At 69.1% G+C, this 17,783-nt stretch carries 18 protein-coding genes; 7 read left to right on the top strand and 11 right to left on the bottom strand.

The genetic code is table 11. The annotated features are described in order from the left end of the window. The first annotated feature begins 2 nt into the window (after positions 1-2). A complete protein-coding gene (locus tag WG902_RS11860; RefSeq protein ID WP_340060291.1) occupies positions 3-731 on the top strand; it encodes a TetR/AcrR family transcriptional regulator in 729 nt (242 codons plus the stop codon). Then, a complete protein-coding gene (locus tag WG902_RS11855; RefSeq protein ID WP_340060290.1) occupies positions 728-1,657 on the top strand; it encodes an NAD(P)-dependent oxidoreductase in 930 nt (309 codons plus the stop codon). The genes WG902_RS11860 and WG902_RS11855 overlap by 4 nt, the downstream gene beginning before the upstream one ends. Here the strand turns inward: WG902_RS11855 and WG902_RS11850 are convergent. Together WG902_RS11850 and WG902_RS11845 are read right to left on the bottom strand one after the other, a co-directional pair. Then, positions 1,647-2,456 (bottom strand): NUDIX hydrolase, encoded by an 810-nt coding sequence (locus WG902_RS11850; RefSeq protein ID WP_340060289.1) that lies wholly within the window; start codon positions 2,454-2,456, stop codon positions 1,647-1,649. The two genes, WG902_RS11855 and WG902_RS11850, sit on opposite strands and share 11 nt — an antisense overlap. Next, positions 2,453-3,436, bottom strand: a complete 984-nt coding sequence (locus WG902_RS11845) for a quinone oxidoreductase family protein (RefSeq protein WP_340060288.1) — start codon at positions 3,434-3,436, stop codon at positions 2,453-2,455. Before WG902_RS11845 ends, WG902_RS11850 begins: the two co-directional genes overlap by 4 nt. A gap of 64 nt (positions 3,437-3,500) precedes the next feature. On the opposite strand from WG902_RS11845, the gene WG902_RS11840 reads away from it, so the two are divergent. Together WG902_RS11840 and WG902_RS11835 are read left to right on the top strand one after the other, a co-directional pair. After that, complete coding sequence (locus tag WG902_RS11840; protein ID WP_340060287.1) at positions 3,501-4,400, top strand: DMT family transporter; 900 nt, start codon at positions 3,501-3,503, stop codon at positions 4,398-4,400. A gap of 411 nt (positions 4,401-4,811) precedes the next feature. Beyond that, positions 4,812-5,351 carry an REP-associated tyrosine transposase gene (locus tag WG902_RS11835; RefSeq protein ID WP_340060286.1) on the top strand — a complete coding sequence of 180 codons (540 nt, stop codon included), beginning with the start codon at positions 4,812-4,814 and terminating at the stop codon, positions 5,349-5,351. 100 nt (positions 5,352-5,451) lie between these two features. Here WG902_RS11835 and WG902_RS11830 read toward each other — a convergent pair whose 3' ends face one another. After that, positions 5,452-6,369: a sugar kinase gene (locus WG902_RS11830; protein ID WP_340060285.1), complete on the bottom strand. Its 918-nt coding sequence runs from the start codon at positions 6,367-6,369 to the stop codon at positions 5,452-5,454. 8 nt (positions 6,370-6,377) lie between these two features. Further along, complete coding sequence (locus tag WG902_RS11825; RefSeq protein WP_340060284.1) at positions 6,378-7,175, bottom strand: SDR family oxidoreductase; 798 nt, start codon at positions 7,173-7,175, stop codon at positions 6,378-6,380. A 31-nt stretch (positions 7,176-7,206) separates the two neighbouring features. Between WG902_RS11825 and WG902_RS11820 the strand changes: the two genes are divergently transcribed. Both WG902_RS11820 and WG902_RS11815 read left to right on the top strand, forming a co-directional pair. Then, positions 7,207-7,782 carry an SH3 domain-containing protein gene (locus WG902_RS11820; protein ID WP_340060283.1) on the top strand — a complete coding sequence of 192 codons (576 nt, stop codon included), beginning with the start codon at positions 7,207-7,209 and terminating at the stop codon, positions 7,780-7,782. Beyond that, a complete protein-coding gene (locus WG902_RS11815; RefSeq protein ID WP_340060282.1) occupies positions 7,779-8,678 on the top strand; it encodes a M48 family metalloprotease in 900 nt (299 codons plus the stop codon). Before WG902_RS11820 ends, WG902_RS11815 begins: the two co-directional genes overlap by 4 nt. Before the next feature lie 95 nt (positions 8,679-8,773). Here the strand turns inward: WG902_RS11815 and WG902_RS11810 are convergent, their stop codons facing one another. The 6 genes from WG902_RS11810 to WG902_RS11785 all read right to left on the bottom strand — a co-directional run bounded on the left by WG902_RS11810 (position 8,774) and on the right by WG902_RS11785 (position 15,784). Next, a complete protein-coding gene (locus tag WG902_RS11810) occupies positions 8,774-9,670 on the bottom strand; it encodes a DMT family transporter (protein WP_340060281.1) in 897 nt (298 codons plus the stop codon). Next, the gene (locus tag WG902_RS11805; RefSeq protein WP_340060280.1) at positions 9,670-10,953 is read right to left on the bottom strand and encodes a DUF3422 family protein; all 1,284 of its coding nucleotides are present in this window, start codon (positions 10,951-10,953) and stop codon (positions 9,670-9,672) included. The genes WG902_RS11810 and WG902_RS11805 overlap by 1 nt, the downstream gene beginning before the upstream one ends. A 68-nt stretch (positions 10,954-11,021) precedes the next feature. Next, positions 11,022-12,533, bottom strand: coding sequence for a tripartite tricarboxylate transporter permease (locus tag WG902_RS11800; protein ID WP_340060279.1), 1,512 nt, complete (start codon positions 12,531-12,533; stop codon positions 11,022-11,024). A gap of 16 nt (positions 12,534-12,549) precedes the next feature. Next, the gene (locus WG902_RS11795) at positions 12,550-13,038 is read right to left on the bottom strand and encodes a tripartite tricarboxylate transporter TctB family protein (protein WP_340060278.1); all 489 of its coding nucleotides are present in this window, start codon (positions 13,036-13,038) and stop codon (positions 12,550-12,552) included. Positions 13,039-13,155: 117 nt separating this feature from the next. Continuing rightward, complete coding sequence (locus WG902_RS11790; protein WP_340060277.1) at positions 13,156-14,943, bottom strand: GspE/PulE family protein; 1,788 nt, start codon at positions 14,941-14,943, stop codon at positions 13,156-13,158. Positions 14,944-15,034: 91 nt separating this feature from the next. Continuing rightward, the gene (locus WG902_RS11785; RefSeq protein ID WP_340060276.1) at positions 15,035-15,784 is read right to left on the bottom strand and encodes a spermidine synthase; all 750 of its coding nucleotides are present in this window, start codon (positions 15,782-15,784) and stop codon (positions 15,035-15,037) included. A gap of 131 nt (positions 15,785-15,915) precedes the next feature. Between WG902_RS11785 and WG902_RS11780 the strand changes: the two genes are divergently transcribed. Further along, positions 15,916-16,848, top strand: a complete 933-nt coding sequence (locus WG902_RS11780; RefSeq protein WP_340060275.1) for a hypothetical protein — start codon at positions 15,916-15,918, stop codon at positions 16,846-16,848. Between the two features lie 76 nt (positions 16,849-16,924). Here WG902_RS11780 and WG902_RS11775 read toward each other — a convergent pair whose 3' ends face one another. Then, the gene (locus tag WG902_RS11775; RefSeq protein ID WP_340060274.1) at positions 16,925-17,743 is read right to left on the bottom strand and encodes a TatD family hydrolase; all 819 of its coding nucleotides are present in this window, start codon (positions 17,741-17,743) and stop codon (positions 16,925-16,927) included. Positions 17,744-17,783: the final 40 nt, after the last annotated feature.

The following is a 17,783-nucleotide window of genomic DNA, read 5'->3' as shown; positions in this document are numbered from 1 at the left end:
TGATGCCAGGAAGCCGGACGCCACAGCGCCAGCGCACCGGAACCGCCGGCAAGCTGCGGCTCGCTCCGGGCGACCGCGAGCGCCAGATCATCGACGGGGCCATCGCCTACTTTTCGGAGGTCGGCTTTTCGGGCCAGACGCGCGAACTCGCCAAGCGGCTAGGCGTGACCCAGCCGCTGCTGTACCGCTATTTCCCCAACAAGCAGGCGCTGGTCGAGCGCGTCTACCAGACGGTGTTCGAGGGCCGCTGGAACCCGGCGTGGATCCCGCTGCTGCAGGACCGCAAGGTGCCGCTGCGCGAGCGGCTGGTGGAGTTCTACCGGCAGTACGCGGCCGCGACGTACCGGCCCGAATGGATCCGCATCTACATGTATGCCGGCCTGTCGGATCCGACGCTGAACCGCCGCTACATCCAGCTGGTGCGCAAGCACCTGCTGCCCGCCTACTGCCGCGAAGTGCGCCACGCCTGCGGGATTCCCGACACGGACGCGCCAATCGTCGAAGAGGAGATGGAATTCGTGTGGAGCCTGCATGGCGGCATCTTCTACATGGCGATGCGCGAGCACGTGTACCAGATGAAGATCAACGTCGACTTCCTCACGCAGGTGGGCTTTGCCGTCGACAACTTCCTGGCCGGCGCCCGCACCACCTACCCGCAACTGCTGGAGCGCTTCGCACCCGAGGCGCTGGGCCGCCCGCGCGCACGCGCCATGAAATCGAGGACCGGATGAACAAGAAGATGAAAGAGGCCACGGCCGTCACCGTGGGCGTGATCGGCCTGGGCATCATGGGCTCGGCCATGTCCGCCAACCTGCTGAAGGCGGGCTTCCCCGTGGTGGGATACGACCCGGTGGCCAAGGCTCGCAGCAGGCTCGCCAAGGCGGGCGGCGTCGCGTGCGACAGCGCCGCCGAAGTCGCGCAGCGCTGCGGCTTCATCGTGCTGTCGCTGCCCAGCGAGCAAGCGCTCGAGGCCGTGTGCAACGAGCTGGCCGCATCGCGCGCGAAGAAACTGATCGTCGCGGAGACCAGCACGCTGCCGGAAGCCGCGAAGCTGCGCGCGCACGGCGTGCTGGACAAGGCCGGCATCACGCTGCTGGACTGCCCGCTGTCCGGCACCGGCGCGCAGGCCGTCACCGGCGACCTCGCCGTGTACGCCAGCGGCGACGCCAAGGCGATCCAGGCCTTCGCGCCGGTCTTCGCGGGGTTCTCGCGCGCGCGCTACGACGTCGGCGCTTTCGGCAACGGCATGCGCATGAAGCTGGTGGCCAACCTGCTGGTGGCCATCCACAACGTGTCCACGGCCGAGGCGATCCTGATGGGCGCGCGCTCCGGCCTGGACCCGGCGACCATCGTGAAAGTGGTGGCCGACGGCGCCGGCGGCTCGCGCATGTTCCAGGTGCGCGGCCCGTCGATGGTGGACCGTTCGTGGGACAAGGTGACCATGAAGGTGTCGACGTGGCAGAAGGACATGCGCCTGATCAACGACGCCTTGACCGCCAGCGCGACGGCAGCCCCGCTGTTCGCCGCCACCCTGCCGATCTACAACGCGGCGATGGCCCTGGGCCACGGCGCGGACGACACCGCGGCCGTGTATTCGGTGCTGGAACACATGATGGGCGACGCGCCCGCGGCGAAGCGCAAGCGCGTCAGCCGCTGACCGGCGCCGTCGGCGCGAAGGCGGCCACCAGGATCGCCGCCGCGTCCAGCGTGAACTCGCCGGCTTGCAGCCGCCGCGCGACTTCATCGTCCTGCATGGCGCGGAACTCGTCGACCTCGCCGTCCTGGTTGGCCGGCTGCATGCCGGCCGGCACGTTGCACAGATACCAGTCGAGCACCTCCACCACGTAGCCGTGCGGCACTTCCGGCGAAGGCCGGCGCGTGATCACCTGCCCGCCGTACCGCATCTCGTGCAAGTCCGCCAGCCGCAGCCCCGCCTCCTCCCAGGTTTCGCGCTCTAGTGCCTGCGGCACCGTGTCGCCGGCCGGCACCATGCCGCCCACCAGGGTGTCCCACAGGCCCGGGTCCGTGGGCTTGCTCGAAGCGCGCCGCTGCACCCAGTGATGGCCGTGAGGATCCAGGCCGACCAGGTGCACGGCATGCGTCGGCACGCCCAGCGGCCGCACGGCGGCGCGCTCGACGGTGCCGAGCACGGCGCCGGTGTCATCGCGAACGGCCAGCAGCTCGTCGCGCCAGGTGTGGGTGAGGCGCCGCTCGCGCAGCCGGTTGGCGAGTTCGGCCAGCGACTGCGACAGGTCGTCGCCCTCGACGTGCCAGCCGGCCGCGCTGCCGCGCACCAGTCCGCCGCCGGCAATGCCTGCGTAGGGAAAGAAGCCAGGCTCCACCGACCCGATGCGCTGGCCGTGCCACCACAAGGGCACGCGCGGGCGCATCGGCGGGCGCTCCAGCAGCGACTGCAACCGCGCCCGCCAGGCGGCCGTCAGCTGCAGCCTGTTCACAGGGTGAGGATCGTGCAGCCGGTCGTCTTGCGCGCTTCGAGCGCGACGTGCGCCTCGCGCACCTTCGCCAGCGGGAAGGTCTGGTCGATGCGGATCTTCACCTTGCCGCTGGTGACGGCGGCGAACAGGTCGTCCGCCATCTCCTGCGTGGCCTCGCGCGTGGCGATGTGGGTGAACAGCGTCTGGCGCGTGACGTAGATCGAGCCCTTCGCACCCAGGATGCCGGGGGCGAACGGGGGCACCGGGCCGGAGGCGTTGCCGAAGCTGGCCATCAGGCCGAAGGGCTGCAGGCAGTCCAGCGACTTGTCCCAGGTGTCCTTGCCGACCGAGTCGTACACCACCTTCACGCCGCGGCCGCCGGTGATCTGCTTGACCCGCTCCTTGAAGTCTTCCTTGGCGTAGTTGATGACGTGCGCGGCGCCGAGCGACTTGGCCAGCGCGCACTTCTCGTCGCTGCCCGCCGTGCCGATCAACTGCAGGCCGAGTGCCTTGGCCCACTGCACCGCGATCAGGCCGACCCCGCCGGCGGCGGCGTGGAACAGGACGAAATCGCCCTCCTTCAGGCCGCCCTGCGGCAGCGTGCGCTTGAGCAGGTATTGCGCGGTGAGCCCCTTGAGCATCATGGCGGCGCCCGTCTCGAAGCTGATCGCCTCCGGCAGCTTGACCACGCACTTGGCGGGCATCACGCGCACTTCCGAGTACGAGCCTGGCGGCTGGCTGGCGTACGCCGCGCGGTCGCCGGCCTGGAGGTGCTTCACGCCGTCGCCCACCGCCTCGACGATGCCGGAGCCTTCCATGCCCAGCGTCAGCGGCATGGGGAAGGGGTAGAGGCCGGTGCGCTGGTAGACGTCGATGAAGTTCAGGCCGACCGCGCGATGGCGGATGCGGATCTCGCCGGGGCCGGGATCGCCGACTTGCACGTCGACGATCTCCATCTCCTCCGGGCCGCCTGTCTTTCGGATCTGGACTGCCTTGGTCATGGGAGGTCTCCTGTTTTGTGGTGCGTGCCGCGCATCCTACCGCGTGGGCTAAAGTCGCGCCTCCATGCACCAGCGCCTGACTTTCTCCACCGCCTTGCTGCTGACGGTGCCGCCGCTGCTGTGGGCCGCCAATGCCGTGATCGGCCGCGCGGTGGCGCCGCTGGTGCCGCCGCTGGCGCTGAACTTCCTGCGCTGGGCATTGGCCTTCGTGATCCTGCTGCCGTTTGCCTGGCAATTGCTGCGCGCCGACAGTCCGCTGTGGGGCCGCTTCGGCCGCTTCGCGGTGCTGGGCTTCCTGGGGGTCGGCAGCTACAACGCATTGCAGTACCTCGCGGTGAAGACCTCGACGCCGGTCAACGTCACGCTGGTCGCGTCCAGCATTCCCGTCTTCATGCTGGCGCTGGGTGCGCTGTTCTTCGGCCAGAAGATCACCGCCCGGCAATTGCTGGGCGCGGCGCTGTCGATTGCGGGCGTCGTCGTGGTGCTAGCGCACGGTGACTTCGAGCACCTCGCGCAGGTGCGGTTCGTGCGGGGCGACCTCTACATGCTGGTGGCGACGGCGGCATGGGCGCTGTACAGCTGGCTGCTGACGCGGCCCGGCGATCCGGCGGAGATCCGCTCGGACTGGGCGCGTTTCCTGATGGCGCAGCTGGTGCCGGGCCTGCTGTGGTCCGGACTGTTCGCCGCGGTCGAGGCCGGAGTCACCACGCAGTCCATCCAGTGGGGGTGGCCCCTGGCGGCTGCGCTGGCCTTCATCGCCACCGGGCCGGCCATCATGGCGTATCGGGCCTGGGGCCTGGGCGTGCAGAGGGTGGGCCCGAACATCGCCGGCTTCTTCTCCAACCTCACGCCCTTGTTCGCCGCGCTGTTCTCCGCCGCGTTCCTTGGCGAGCCGCCGCAGCCGTATCACGGCGTTGCGTTCGCGTTGATCGTGGGTGGGATTGTGGTGTCGTCGCGGAGATGAGGCTGGCGGCGACCTGATCTTCCTCCCGCTCCCTTTGGGGGAGGGCCGGGGGTGAGGGCTGTCGCCCGGTCACCGGGGTTCGCCTTCGGGCTCACCGCCGGCCTACGGATGGATCGGCGCTCATCGCTCACCGGGGTTCGCCTTCGGACTCACCGCCGGCCTACGGATTGACTGGCGCTCATCGCTCACCGGGGTTCGCCTCCGGGCTCACCGCCGGCCTACGGATGGATCGGCGCCCATCGCTCACCGGGGTTCGCCTTTGGGCTCACCGCCGGCCTACGGGTAGGCCGGGGTGACCTCGTAGGCCGGGGTGACCTCGTAGGCCGGGGTGAGCGCGAAGCCGAACCCCGGTGACCGGCGTCCTCCCCCGCTCGGAGGACGCCCGCCACGCCGCGCACGCGTTGTACCTGCATGCCCCGCTACATCCGCAGCAAAGCCGAAGGAGCGACCTTCTTCTTCACCCTGGCGCTGGAAGACCGGAGTGGCCGCCATCTCGTCGACCACGTCGCCGAGCTGCGCGCCTGCATGGCCGCGGTGCGTTGCCGTCGCCCCTTCACCATCGATGCGATCGTGGTGCTGCCCGAGCACCTGCACGCCATTTGGACCCTGCCGCCTGGAGACAACGACTACGGCACCCGCTGGATGCTGCTGAAGCAATCCTTCACCCGGCGATTGCAGGCTGGCGGCGCGCTCCAGGAGGCGGCATCCGGCACGCGACGCCGCAAGGGCGAGCGCAGCTTGTGGCAACACCGCTTCTGGGAGCACCAGATCCGCGACGAGGAAGACATGGCCCGCCACATCGACTACATCCACTTCAACCCGGTGAAACATGGATGGGTGCTGCGAGCACGGGATTGGCCGTATTCCAGCTTGCACCGCTACACCCGCGAGGGGAAGTTGCCGTTGGATTGGGGGATCAGCGCGGCGATCACGGGACAGTTTGGGGATTAGAAGCGTTTGGCGGATTTCGAATTCGTAGGCCGGCGGTGACGACAGGAACCCCGGTGTCCAGCCGCCAGCCACCGGGGTTCGCCTCCGGGCTCACCCCGGCCTACGGGAGAGCCGCCCGCACCGCGGCTGCTCGCGGAATCGGATCCACGGCGCCGTACCCCTCCGTAGATAGCGCCGCTGCCACCGCCGCATAGCGCCCTGCGGTCTCCAGATCATCACCCGCCACCAACCGCGCGAGAAACGCACCTCCGAACGTGTCCCCCGCGCCCGTCGCATCCACCGGCCTGCAGGGATGCGGCGCAATGCGGATGCGCCGTTGGCCGTCGGCCAGCAAGGCGCCCTGCGCGCCGAGCTTCAACGCCACCATCTTCGCCCCGAGCGCCAGGCAAAAATCCGCCAGCGCGTCGGCGTCGTCCAGGCCGCTGATCGCACTGATGTCCTCCTGGCTTGGCAGGCAGATGTCCGACTGCCCGATGAAGTCGCGCATCACGGCGCGCGCCCGCGCGATCGGCCAGAGCTTCAACCGCAGGTTGGTGTCGAAGCACACCCGCACGCCGGCCGCCCGCGCCGCATCGACCGCCGCGAAGCAGGTGTCGCAGGCCGAATCGGAGATGGCCGCGGAGATGCCGGACAGGTGCAGCACCTTCGCCTGCCGGATCTGCTGCAGCGGCAAGTCGGCCGGGCGCATGCGGCTGGCCGCGGAGCCTTGGCGGAAGAAGCTGAAGTGATGGCCCCGCGCGTCGTGATTGACGAAGTACACGGCCGTGAAGGCCTGCGGGTCCGTCCGCACGCCGCCGTGGTCCACGCCCTCCCGCGTCCACAGTTCCCGCAGCATGCGGCCATAGACATCGTCGCCCACGGCCGAGAGGTAGCCGACGCGGGCGCCCTGCCGGGCGGCGGCGATCGCCGCATTCGACGTGTCGCCGCCGAATCCCTGCAGGTAGGTGCGCCCGCCCTCGTCGCCCGCCTGGTTGAATTCCACCATGGGCTCGCCCAGGGCGAGGATGTCCGTCGCCACCGTAGAACTCAGTAGGTGCCCGGGTATGCGCCGCCGTCGATCAGCAGGTTCTGGCCCGTGAGGTAGCTGGCCTGCGCGCTGCACAGGAACGCGCAGGCCGTTCCGAATTCATCCGGCGTGCCCAGGCGCTTCGCAGGGATGGTATTCATGCGCGCCTGGCGCACCTCCTCCACCGTCTTGCCCGTCTTCTTGGCCGAGCCTTCCAGGGTGGCCTTGATGCGGTCGGTGTCGAACGACCCAGGCAGCAGGTTGTTGATGGTGACGTTGGCCGACGCCAGCTTGCTGGTGCGCGCCACGCCCGCCACGAAGCCGGTCAGGCCGCTGCGCGCGCCGTTGGACAGGCCCAGGATGTCGATCGGCGCCTTCACCGAGCTGGAGGTGATGTTGACGATGCGCCCGAAGCCGCGCGCAGCCATGCCGTCGACGGTTGCCTTGATCAACTCGATGGGCGTCAGCATGTTGGCGTCCACCGCCTTGATCCAGGCGTCGCGGTCCCAGTCGCGGAAGTCGCCAGGCGGCGGGCCGCCGGCATTGGTCACCACGATGTCGAAATCCTTGCGGAAGGCGAACACCTTGGCGCGGCCCTCCGGCGTGGTGATGTCGGCGGCGATCGGCTCGACCTGCGTGCCCTTCGGCACCTCCGGGTCGGCGCGCAACCGCTCGGCCGCTGCCTGCAATGCGTCGGCCGTCCGTGCCACGATGACCACATGGGCGCCTTCGCGCGCCAGCGCCTGCGCGCAGCCGTAGCCCAAACCCTTGCTGGCGCCGCAGACCAGCGCCCATTTGCCTGTAATGCCCAAATTCATACAATGCCCGCGTGTTTGGAATGAGCCGCACATGATACGCACCGTCCTCCTCCACGCCCTGTGCGTGGTTGTCCTGGCCGGCGGGCTGCTGCCCGCTGCCTCAGCGCAGGAGGCGGCCGTGACGCGTCGGGCGACCGATCTGCGCGACGCCCCCGGCGACAAGGGCAGGAGCATCGCCGCGCTGCCCGCGCAGGCCGCCGTCGCCCGCACCGGCGAACGGCAAGGCCCGTGGGTCCAGGTCCGCACGGACGCAGGCGCAACCGGCTGGGTGCACCTGTTCGACATCGGCCCCGCCAGTGCGGCCAAGGAAGGCGGCAGTACCACCGGCAATGCCCTGCGGGGCGTCACCGGCCTGTTCGGCGGCAACCGCCAGACGCAGACCGGCAGCACCGCCGGCATCCGCGGCCTGGACGCGCAGGACCTGGCCAATGCGCAACCCAACCCCGGCGCGGTCACGCGCATGGAAGGCTTGCGCCAGAGCGAAGCGGATGCCCGCACCTTCGCGCGCAATGCCGACTTGCGCACGGCCACCGTCGAGGCGCTGCCCGAGCCGTCACGCCGCACCGCCTCGCCCGCCGGCAACCCGGGCCAGCAGGTCGCGCCATGAAGAACCCCGCCTCGCTCCTGCAAGCCGCCGCCTGCGCCGCGTGCATCGCCTTGGCGTCCCCGGCGCACGCGCAGTTCGGCAACATCCTGCGGCAGCTGCCGGGCAACATCGCCATCCCCGGCGTCACGTCGGCCGGCCCTGCCGCAGCGAACAGCGGCGACGTGTACCAGTTGCTGCAGCAGTCGGTGGAATCCATCGACGAGCCGAAGGAAATCGAGATCGGCCGGCAGCTTGCCGCGGTCTTGCTGGGCAGCAAGCCGCTGCACCCGGACGCCGCGCTGCAACGCTACGTGAACCGGCTGGGCCGCTGGATCTCGCTGCATTCCGACCGGCCGCAGTTGCCGTGGACCTTCGGCGTGCTCGACGATCCCGGTTTCAACGCGTTCGCCGCACCGGGCGGCTACGTCTTCGTCACCAAGGGGCTGGTGGACAGCGTCGACGAGGCCGAGCTGGCCGGCATCCTGGCGCACGAGATCACCCACGTGACCGAGAAGCACCACCTGCGGGCGCTGTCGGCCAAGGCGCGCTCCGGGCTGGCGACGCAGCTGATCGCCTCGCAACTGCGCAACAACGTGGGCGGCGTGATTTCCGCGCAGATGCTGGCGCTGGGCAAGAACCTGTATTCCAGCGGCCTGGACCAGGCGGACGAATTCGCGTCGGACCGCCAGGGCGTGGCGCTCGCGGCGCGCGCGGGGTTCGATCCGTATGGCCTGCCCGCCGTGTTGCAGCAGTTGCGCACCGCGGCGCCGGACAACCCCTTGTTCTCGCTGACGCTCAGCACGCATCCGCCGGCGCAGCAGCGGTTGGAGCAGTTGGAGGTCGCGATGGGCAATCGCCTCGATGCGCACACCGGCAAGCCGTCGGTGACGATTCCGCAGCGGGTGCGGATGCGGTGAGAGCGCCGGGGTGCGCTTCGCGCAACCCGGCCTACGGGGCCCCACGTTCGTAGGGCGGGTTCGCGAAGCGACCCCGCCGTTTCAAACCCCGCACCTCACCGCGCCCCGCGCGTGAAAACAAAAATCCCCGCGATCACCAGCACCGTCCCCGCTGCCAGCCACGCCGTGAACGGTTCGCCCAGCAGCCAGACGCCCAGGAAGATGGTCGACAAGGGTCCGACCATGCCCGCCAGCGAAGTCGTGGCGGCCCCCACGCGTTCGATTGCCATCATCACCAGCAGCACCGGCACGGCCGTGCCGAGCACGGCGTTGATCACCGACAGCCAGATCACCTGCGGCGCGACCGCGAAGGCAGCGGACAAGGGCCGCAGCGCGACGAACTGCGCGATGCACAACAGGCAGGCCACGCTGGTGGCCAGCCCCACCAGCCGCAGCGAGCCGAGCCGGCGCACCACCTGCCCGCTGTAGACCATGTACAGGGCATAGCTGATGGTGCTCAGGAACACCAGCAGGGCGCCCAGCGGGACGTTGCGTCCCTCCAGCCGCAGTTCCTGGCCGAACACCAGCAGCACGCCGGCGTAGCTCACGGCCATGCCGGCCAGCTGGGCCCGCGTCCACGGGCGGCGGTACAGCAGCCATCCGAGCAACAGGACCAGCGTCGGGTTGAGATAGACGATCAGGCGCTCCAGCGAGGCGGAGATGTACTGCAGGCCCAGGAAGTCGAGGAAGCTCGCCAGGTAGTAGCCGCTGAAGCCCAGGCCGGCGACGGCTGCCCAGTCGCGGCCGGACAGCGGCGGCTGGCCGCGGCCGGCCCACCAGGCCATCGCGGCGAAGATCGGCAGCGCGAACAGCATGCGCAACATGATCAGCGTGACCGCATCGACGCCGTACCGGTACGAGAGCTTCACGAGAATGGCCTTGCCGCTGAAGGCGATGGCGCCGAGCAGCGCCAGCACCAGCCCCGACATGCGCTGTTCGCGCGCGTCCGGCATCAGCCGGCCAGCAGCCGCGCGTGCAGCCGGCGCAGCGCCAGCCACACCGCGATCGCCACCACGGGGATCGCGCAGGCGGCGGTGCTCTCGGCGCTGAAGGGCCAGCCGATCGCGCGGGCGCCCCGGGCCAGGTAGCTCACCAGCCCCACGATGTAATAGGTGATGGCGGCGACCGACAGGCCTTCCACCGTCGCCTGCAACTTCAGCTGCAGGTCCTGCCGCCGGTTCATCGTGGCCAGCAGGGCCTGGCTGCTTTGCTGCTGCTCGATCTCCACCCGCGTGCGCAGCAGGTTGCTGATGCGCGAGACGCGCTGCGACAGCGCGTCCTGGCGCCGCACCGACCACGCGCAGGTGGCGCGCGCCGGCGACAGGCGCCGCTCGATGAACTCGCCCAGCGTCTGCAGCTCGCCCAGCTTGGCCTCGGCGATGTCCTGCACCCGCCCATCGACCAGCTCGAAATACGCGGCGCTGGCGCTGAACCGCGCGTGCGTGGCGGCGTAGTGGCTTTCCACCTGGCCGGCCAGGCGCGTCAACCGGTCCAGCAGCTGCGGCTCCTCGTGCCGGCCGGCGATGCGGATGGACTCGGCCAGCGACGCCAGCTCGATCTCCGCCAGGCCCAGCAAGGCGGACGACTCGCGCGCGGCCGGCAATCCCAGCAGTGCGGCCATGCGGTAGGTGTCGATCTCCAGCAAGCGCTGCACCAGCCGGCCCAGGCGCCGTGGCTGCAGGCCGTCGGCCTGCAGCACGATGCGCGAGTAGCCGTCGGCGTGGATCGCGAAGTCGGTGAACACGGCGCCGCGCCCGTGCGCCACCGTGGAGCCGACCAGGGACTCTTCGCGCAGCAGCTGGCGCGTCAGCGCGGATTGCGCCAGTTCGCGCGTGGGCAGCACCCACAGGTGCAACGCGGCAAGGCATTGCCCCGGCAGCGCCGCCAGCCAGTCCTGCGGCACCGCCTGGATGGCGGTGGCCGGCTCCTGCTCACCGAAGCCGGCGTCGTCGAACGGCCGCGAGAACGTCCAGGTGACGAATTCGGTGTGCAGCTCCCAGCGGATGCGAAAGCCGCCCACCTCCAGCCGGACATGCGTGCCCTGCGCATCCGGCTGCGGCAGGTGGTGGTCGCGCAGCAGCGCCGCCAGGTGTGCGCGCGAGGCCTCGCGCCCGGCGGCATCGGCCACCATGACGATGTGCGACAGCACCAGCGGCGCGGCCATCGCCGCGGGTGGGCGCGCGTGGATCTCGTTGTGCAGCGCCACCCGTTGCGGGTGGGCAGTGAGCTGGGCCATGTGCGGATTGTCGCGCAAAGAAAAAGGCGCCCGGTGGGCGCCTTTTCATGAGCGAGCAGGCAGCGCGTTCATTCCTCGACGAAGGCTTCCTCGCGTTTGCTCTTCACCGCGGGCAAGGCCACGATGACGATCAGCAGCAAGGCAGCCGCGAGCAGGCCGGCGGACAGCGGCCGCGTGACCAGCACGCTCCAGTCGCCGCGCGACAGCAGCAGCGCGCGGCGCAGGTTCTCCTCCATCATCGGCCCCAGGATGAAACCGAGCAGCAGCGGCGCCGGCTCGCACCCGAGCTTGATGAACAGGTAGCCGATGACGCCGAAGATCGCCACCATCCAGATGTCCCACGTGTTGTTGTTCGTGGAGTAGACGCCGATGGCGCAGAACAACACGATGGAGGGGAACAGCCAGCGGTAGGGCACGGTCAGCAGCTTGATCCACATGCCGATCAGCGGCAGGTTCAGGATGACCAGCATCAGGTTGCCGATCCACATCGAGGCGATCAGGCCCCAGAACAGCTGCGGGTTGCTGGTCATCACCTGCGGGCCGGGCTGGATGTTGTGGATCGTCATCGCGCCCACCATCAGCGCCATCACGGCGTTGGGCGGGATGCCCAGCGTGAGCAGCGGGATGAAGGAGGTCTGCGAGCCGGCGTTGTTGGCCGCTTCCGGCGCAGCGACGCCGCGGATGTTGCCCTTGCCGAACGGCACTTCGCCCGGATGGATCTTGGTCTTCTTCTCGATCGTGTACGCCGCAAAGGCCGACAGCAGCGCGCCGCCACCCGGCAGGATGCCCAGCGCGGAGCCCAGCGCGGTGCCGCGCAGGATGGCGGGCCACATGCGCTTGAAGTCTTCCTTGGTGGGGAACAGGCCGGTCACGTTGCCGGTGAACACCTGGCGCTCGTCCTCGTGCTTGCCCAGGTTGGAGATGATCTCGCCGTAGCCGAACACGCCCATCGCGATGACGATGAAGCCGATGCCGTCAGTGAGTTCCGGGATGTCGAACGAAAAGCGCGCCACGCCGGAGTTCACGTCGGTGCCGACCAGGCCGAGCAGCAGGCCCAGCACGATCATGCCGATGGCCTTGACCAGGGAGCCGGAGGCCAGCACCACTGCGCCGATGAGGCCCAGCACCATCAGCGAGAAGTATTCGGCCGGGCCGAACTTGAACGCCACTTCCGTCAGCGGCGCCGCGAAGGCGGCCAGGATCAGGGTGGCGACGCAGCCGGCGAAGAACGAGCCGATGCCCGCCGCGGCAAGCGCCGGGCCCGCGCGGCCCTGCCTTGCCATCTGGTAGCCGTCGATCACCGTCACCACCGAGGACGACTCGCCTGGCAGGTTCACCAGGATGGCGGTGGTGGAGCCGCCGTACGAGGCACCGTAGTAGATGCCGGCCAGCATGATCAGCGCCGCCACGGGGGGCAGGGCATACGTTGCGGGCAGCAGCATGGCGATGGTCGCCACCGGGCCGATGCCGGGCAGCACGCCGATGGCGGTGCCGAGCACGCAGCCGATGAAGCAGTACAGCAGGTTGATCGGCGTGAAGGCCACGCTGAAGCCCAGCGAAAGGTTCGAGATCAGATCCATGTTCTTCTTTCTTCCGTCAGGCGGTGAGGAAGCTCGGCCACACCGGGAACTGCAGCTTCAGCAGCAGGATGAAGGCGACGTAGCTCATGACGGCCAGGACGACGGAGAGGATGAACACCTCCTTGGCCTTGAACTCCTCGCCGGCCAGGGCGGCGACGAAGGTCAGCGCAAAGATGCCGACGATCAGGCCCATGGCGGGAACGCCGATCTTGGGCAGGCCGCCGATGCAGATGCCGAAGACGACGTTGGAGGCGATGATGAAGAACAGCGGCTTCCATGCGGCCTTGCCGATCACCTCGCCGTCTTCGGTCTCGACGACCATGGCTTCGAACACGATGAACACGCCGATGAGCGTCAGCAGGATCCCGAGCACGAGCGGGAAGTAGCCGGGTCCCATGCGGGCGCCCTCGCCGATCGTGTAAGTGGTGGCTCCCCATGCGAAGGCGATGCCCATCGCCATGAACAGGAGTCCCGAATAGAAGTCCTTCTGGCTCTTTATTTTCATAGTGTTGTCTCCTGGAACGGATATAGACCGGCGGATTGTGGGGGAACAACCCGCCGTCCCCCATGTGGGTATCACCTACAGCCGGTTACGTTACCAATTGCGAGACCCCGGCGGGGATCACTCCAGCGGAGGCGTGGCGCTGAGCACCTCTTCCACGGTGGTCAGGCCTTCGGCCACGCGCAGGGCCCCGGCCAGCCTCAGCGGTCGCATGCCGTCGGCAATGCCCTGGCGCTTGAGCGGCAGGATTCCGGGCTCCTTGGTCACCTTGTCCTTGAAGCCCTCGGAAACGGTGAGCAGCTCGTACAGGCCCATGCGGCCCAGGAAGCCGGTCATGCGGCAGTCCACGCACCCGACTGCCTTGTAGGGCTGCCAGTTGCCGCTGATCTTCCACGGCTTGACGATCTCGTCCAGCGCCGAGCGCGGCGTGGCTTCGTCCGGCTGCTTGCACTGCTTGCACAGCGTGCGCACCAGCCGCTGCGCCAGGACGCCGATCATCGTGGCGTTGATGAGGTAGGGCGGAATGCCCAGCTCCATCAGGCGGGCGATGGCCGAGGGCGCGTCGTTGGTGTGCAGCGTGGAGAAGACCAGGTGGCCGGTCAGCGCCGCCTGCACGGCCATGTCGGCGGTCTGCAGGTCGCGGATTTCGCCCACCATCAGGATGTCCGGGTCCTGCCGCATCAGCGCCCGCAGGCCCTCCGGGAAGCCGAAGTCCAGCTGCACCTGCACCTGCGTCTGGTTGAAGGCGGGCTCGATCATTTCGATCGGGTCCTCGATCGTGCTGACGTTGACCTCCTCGGTGGCCAGGCGCTTGAGCGTCGAATACAGCGTGGTGGTCTTGCCCGAGCCGGTGGGGCCGGTGACCAGCACGATGCCGTGCGGTCGCTTGACCAGCTGCTCCCAGCGCTGCGCGTCGTGGGGGGAGAAGCCGAGCGCATCCAGGTCCTTGACCGCCGTGTCGGGGTCGAAGATGCGCATCACCATCTTTTCGCCGAAGGCGGTGGGCAGCGTGGACAGGCGCATTTCCACCTCGTCGCCGCGCGGGTTGCGCGTCTTGATGCGGCCGTCCTGCGGCCGGCGCCGCTCGACGACGTCCATGCGACCCAGCAGCTTGATGCGCGCGGTCATCGCGGTGATGACGGTGATGGGCATCTGGTAGACCGGATGCAGCACGCCGTCGATGCGAAAGCGGATCACGCCCTGCTCGCGCCGCGGCTCCAGGTGGATGTCGCTGGCGCGCTGGTCGAAGGCGTATTGCCACAGCCAGTCCACCACCTGCACCACGCCCTGGTCGTTGGCATCGAGCTGCTTGTTGCTCTTGCCCAGCTCCACCAGCTGTTCGAAGCTGGCGCCGGTGTTGCCGCCGCTTTTCTGCGCCTGGCGCACGGACTTGGCAAGGGAGAAGAATTCGGCGGTGTAGCGGTGGATCTCCTGCGGGTTGGCCACCACGCGGCGGACGCTGCGGCGCGACTGGCGTTCCACCTCCTCGACCCAGTCGGTGACGAAGGGCTCGGCGGTCGCCACCACCACCTCGTTGGGCGTCACCTGCACCGGCAGCACCTTGTGCCGCTCCGCGTAGCCCGCGCTCATGGTGTCCGCCACCTTGGCCACATCGACCTTGAGCGGATCGATGCGCAGGTAGTCGAGGCCGGCGCGCTGCGCGACGTACTGGCACAGCGCCTCGATGTCGAGCGGCTTGCCGTCGGCGGAGCGCGTCATGGACACCGTGGACAGGCGCACCAGCGGGTGCTGCATGCTTTCGGCCTGCGAGCAGCGCGCGATGGTGCGCCGCGCCTCCTCCGCCGAGATCACCCCGTCCTCCGACAGCCACTCGACCAGCATCTGCCAGTGCAGCGGCCCCCGCGGAAGGGTCCGGGCCGAGATGGTGGTCTTGGGCTGCGCGCTCATGGGTACATGGTACCCACGGTGCAGCGTACGCTCACCTTTGCGGCCGGGCGGTGTGGCGTGGATGTCATTAGCCGCCATTGCGGCATCCAATTCACGTCGCCTTGAACACCCGCAACCACTTCTTCGCCGGCAGCCCCCAGCGGGCCTCGATCTCGTCGGCGCGCTGCGACATCTGGGCGCGGGTGGGTTGCATCGGCTCGCGCAGCGCCAGCACCACGGTGTTGCCTTCGCGCGTGGGCTTGAACGCCCACACGGCCTCGGCGCCGAAGGCCGAACGGATCCGCTCCAGGCTGCGCTCATAGCTGGAGGACCGCCCGAACAGGTTGACTGTCATGCAGCCGTCTTCCGTCAACAGCCGGCGGCAATCCCGATAGAAGCCTTCGCTGTCCAACACGGGCGCCGCCGCCTCGTGGTCGTACAGGTCCACCTGCAAGGCATCGATGCGGCCTCGCCAATGTTCGTGCGCCACCACCTGCGCCGCATCACCCAGCACCACGGACAGGCGCGCGTCGTCCTTGGGCAGCTTGAACCACAAGCGGCACGCCGCCACGACCTGCGGGTTCAGCTCGATGGCCGTCGTCGTCATGCGCAGCTTCTTGTGGCAGAACTTGGTGAGCGATGCCGCGCCCAACCCGAGCTGCATCGCATGGCGCTTCGCGACGCCCTGCGGCTCCACGAACAGCAGCCAGGCCATCATCCGCTGCACATATTCCAGCTCGATCTCGTACGGCGCGTCGAGCAGCATCGACCCCTGGATCCACTCCGTCCCGAGATGCAGGTAACGCACGTCCCCCTGGTCGGAGAAATTCACTTCGGGGAGCTTGGGTGCGACGGACTTCACGGCCGCGGATTATGCGTGTGCACCACACGCGGGCGACGCACGACCTTTCCGTGAAGGAATGCTCGCGCGATTGCAGCCCATCCGTTACAGAATGTATTCCAGCACGACAACGACAAAGAAGAACGATGCCCATGACGGATTACCTGCAGGATTCCGCCCGCCCGCCACTCAACCCGCCTCCGTTTTCCGCCTGGTCCTCCGGCCCCGTCACCCAGGAAGCATCGCTCCCACCCCGGTCGTCCGCCGCCGCGCTGGCCTCCAGCCTCAACGAGTTGCTGGCGGGCATCGCCGCGCGCCGCATTCCGCACCTCGAGGCCTTGCGCTACCGGCTGCAGGAAGTTCATGCCGGCACCGAGCTCGCGCAGCTGCAGCACTGCCTGAAGATGGTGCAGGACAGCGCCAGCGCGGTGGACGTGCTGTCCGCCCGCGCCGGCGGCGAGGAGGCGGACCAGTTCATGCAGCAGGTGGCCGCGCTGGCGGAGAACACCCACCAGCTCACTTTCGTCGGCGGCAGCTTCCTGCAACGCAACCAGCCGGTGTCGTCGGTGGCGCGCGCGGTCTGCATGGGCCTGAAGCTCGAGACCGAGGCGCTCATGGAACGCGTCCAGCAAGGCATGCGCTGGCTGCACGACATGGAGCAGGACGTGATGGAGCGGCGCGATTCGGCCACCGCCGAAGTCAGCCAGGAGGCCTTGCGGGAGCTGGCCCGCCGCGGCAGCGTGCTGCAGGAACGGCTGCGCCAGGTGGACCGCCTGTGCGGCCACGCGCGCAGCGCCCTGGAGCTGGCTGAACAGTTCTACGCCCAGCGCGCGGCGCTTTGCGACATGCTGCAGCGGCGCGTGCGCCCGCGCAGCCGCCGCTTGCACGAAGTGCTGCGTCCCCTGCTGCAGGCCGACGCCCGGACCCCGCAGTCGGCGGAATTGATGGCCGTGGTCGAGTCGCGGCACGAGCTGCAGGTGGTGCTGACGGAAGCCGGCGCCGACATGGCCGCGCTGCGCGCCTTCGACCGCGAGCTCGTCGCGCACCTCGACGAGATGGAGCAGGCCCTGCAGCCGGCGGCCTGAGCAGTCTTGCAGGGGGGGTTCGCGCAGCGACCCCGCCATTTCGCCGCCCATGGCGGGGTCGCTGCGCGAACCCGCCCTACGGAGGCAAAAGCGCCCGCAAGCGAGGCAGCGCCGTGCAGGCGTTGGCTGTGGTTGCCGCGGCCAGGTCGCCCGCCGCCATCCCCCGCAGCGCTGCCAGCTCGGCCCCGATCGCGGGCAACTCCCCCGGTTCGTTGCGCCCCTGGGCGGCGCCCGCCGCACGCTCCTGCGCCGTCTTGTAAAGCCAATGCGGCGGGATGTCGGGCGAGTCGGTCTCCAGCACCAGCGCGTCGAGCGGCAGCGTGCGCGCCAGCCGGCGGATCTGCAGCGACCGTTCGTACGTCACCGTCCCGCCGAACCCCAGCTTGAACCCCAGGTCCACGAAAGCCGCCGCCTGCTGGTCGCTGCCGTTGAAGGCGTGGGCGATCCCCGTCACCGGGATGCGGCGCAGGTGCTTGAGCAACAGGTCGGCCGAGCGGCGCACGTGCAGCAAGACGGGCAACCCGTGCCGCTGGGCCAGCAGGAGCTGCTCGCGATAGAAATGCTCCTGCCGCGCGGCATCCAGGCCCGGCACGAAGAGGTCGAGGCCGATCTCGCCCACCGCCACCAGCCGTGGATCGCTGCGGTGCCTGGCCAGGGCGCTGTCGAGCAAAGCCAGGTCCCCGTCGAGGGCATCCGGCGTGCACAGGGGATGGATGCCGAGCGCGTAACTGTCCCCATGCCGGTGCGCCAGTTCGCGAACCGTGTCGAAGTTGGAAACGGCCACCGCCGGCAGCACGCAGTGCACCACGCCCGCTTGCGCCGCGCGCTGGCGCACCAGCGCCGTGTCGGCCGCGAATTCGGCCGCATCCAGATGACAGTGCGTATCAATCCACATCCGCCGCCCATGATGCCGCAAGCGTGCAGGGCCCGGAAAA

This window comes from Ramlibacter sp. PS3R-8 (genome assembly GCF_037572435.1).
Lineage (GTDB): Bacteria > Pseudomonadota > Gammaproteobacteria > Burkholderiales > Burkholderiaceae_C > Ramlibacter.
This window is presented reverse-complemented; position numbering and strand designations above follow the sequence as displayed.

Coding starts and splice junctions, on each gene's coding strand:
- WG902_RS11860 (WP_340060291.1), top strand. CDS start 3: ATGCCAGGAAGCCGGACGCCACAGCGCCAGCGCACCGGAACCGCCGGC.
- WG902_RS11855 (WP_340060290.1), top strand. CDS start 728: ATGAACAAGAAGATGAAAGAGGCCACGGCCGTCACCGTGGGCGTGATC.
- WG902_RS11845 (WP_340060288.1), bottom strand. CDS start 3,436: ATGACCAAGGCAGTCCAGATCCGAAAGACAGGCGGCCCGGAGGAGATG.
- WG902_RS11840 (WP_340060287.1), top strand. CDS start 3,501: ATGCACCAGCGCCTGACTTTCTCCACCGCCTTGCTGCTGACGGTGCCG.
- WG902_RS11835 (WP_340060286.1), top strand. CDS start 4,812: ATGCCCCGCTACATCCGCAGCAAAGCCGAAGGAGCGACCTTCTTCTTC.
- WG902_RS11825 (WP_340060284.1), bottom strand. CDS start 7,175: ATGAATTTGGGCATTACAGGCAAATGGGCGCTGGTCTGCGGCGCCAGC.
- WG902_RS11820 (WP_340060283.1), top strand. CDS start 7,207: ATGATACGCACCGTCCTCCTCCACGCCCTGTGCGTGGTTGTCCTGGCC.
- WG902_RS11815 (WP_340060282.1), top strand. CDS start 7,779: ATGAAGAACCCCGCCTCGCTCCTGCAAGCCGCCGCCTGCGCCGCGTGC.
- WG902_RS11810 (WP_340060281.1), bottom strand. CDS start 9,670: ATGCCGGACGCGCGCGAACAGCGCATGTCGGGGCTGGTGCTGGCGCTG.
- WG902_RS11805 (WP_340060280.1), bottom strand. CDS start 10,953: ATGGCCCAGCTCACTGCCCACCCGCAACGGGTGGCGCTGCACAACGAG.
- WG902_RS11800 (WP_340060279.1), bottom strand. CDS start 12,533: ATGGATCTGATCTCGAACCTTTCGCTGGGCTTCAGCGTGGCCTTCACG.
- WG902_RS11795 (WP_340060278.1), bottom strand. CDS start 13,038: ATGAAAATAAAGAGCCAGAAGGACTTCTATTCGGGACTCCTGTTCATG.
- WG902_RS11790 (WP_340060277.1), bottom strand. CDS start 14,943: ATGAGCGCGCAGCCCAAGACCACCATCTCGGCCCGGACCCTTCCGCGG.
- WG902_RS11780 (WP_340060275.1), top strand. CDS start 15,916: ATGACGGATTACCTGCAGGATTCCGCCCGCCCGCCACTCAACCCGCCT.
- WG902_RS11775 (WP_340060274.1), bottom strand. CDS start 17,743: ATGTGGATTGATACGCACTGTCATCTGGATGCGGCCGAATTCGCGGCC.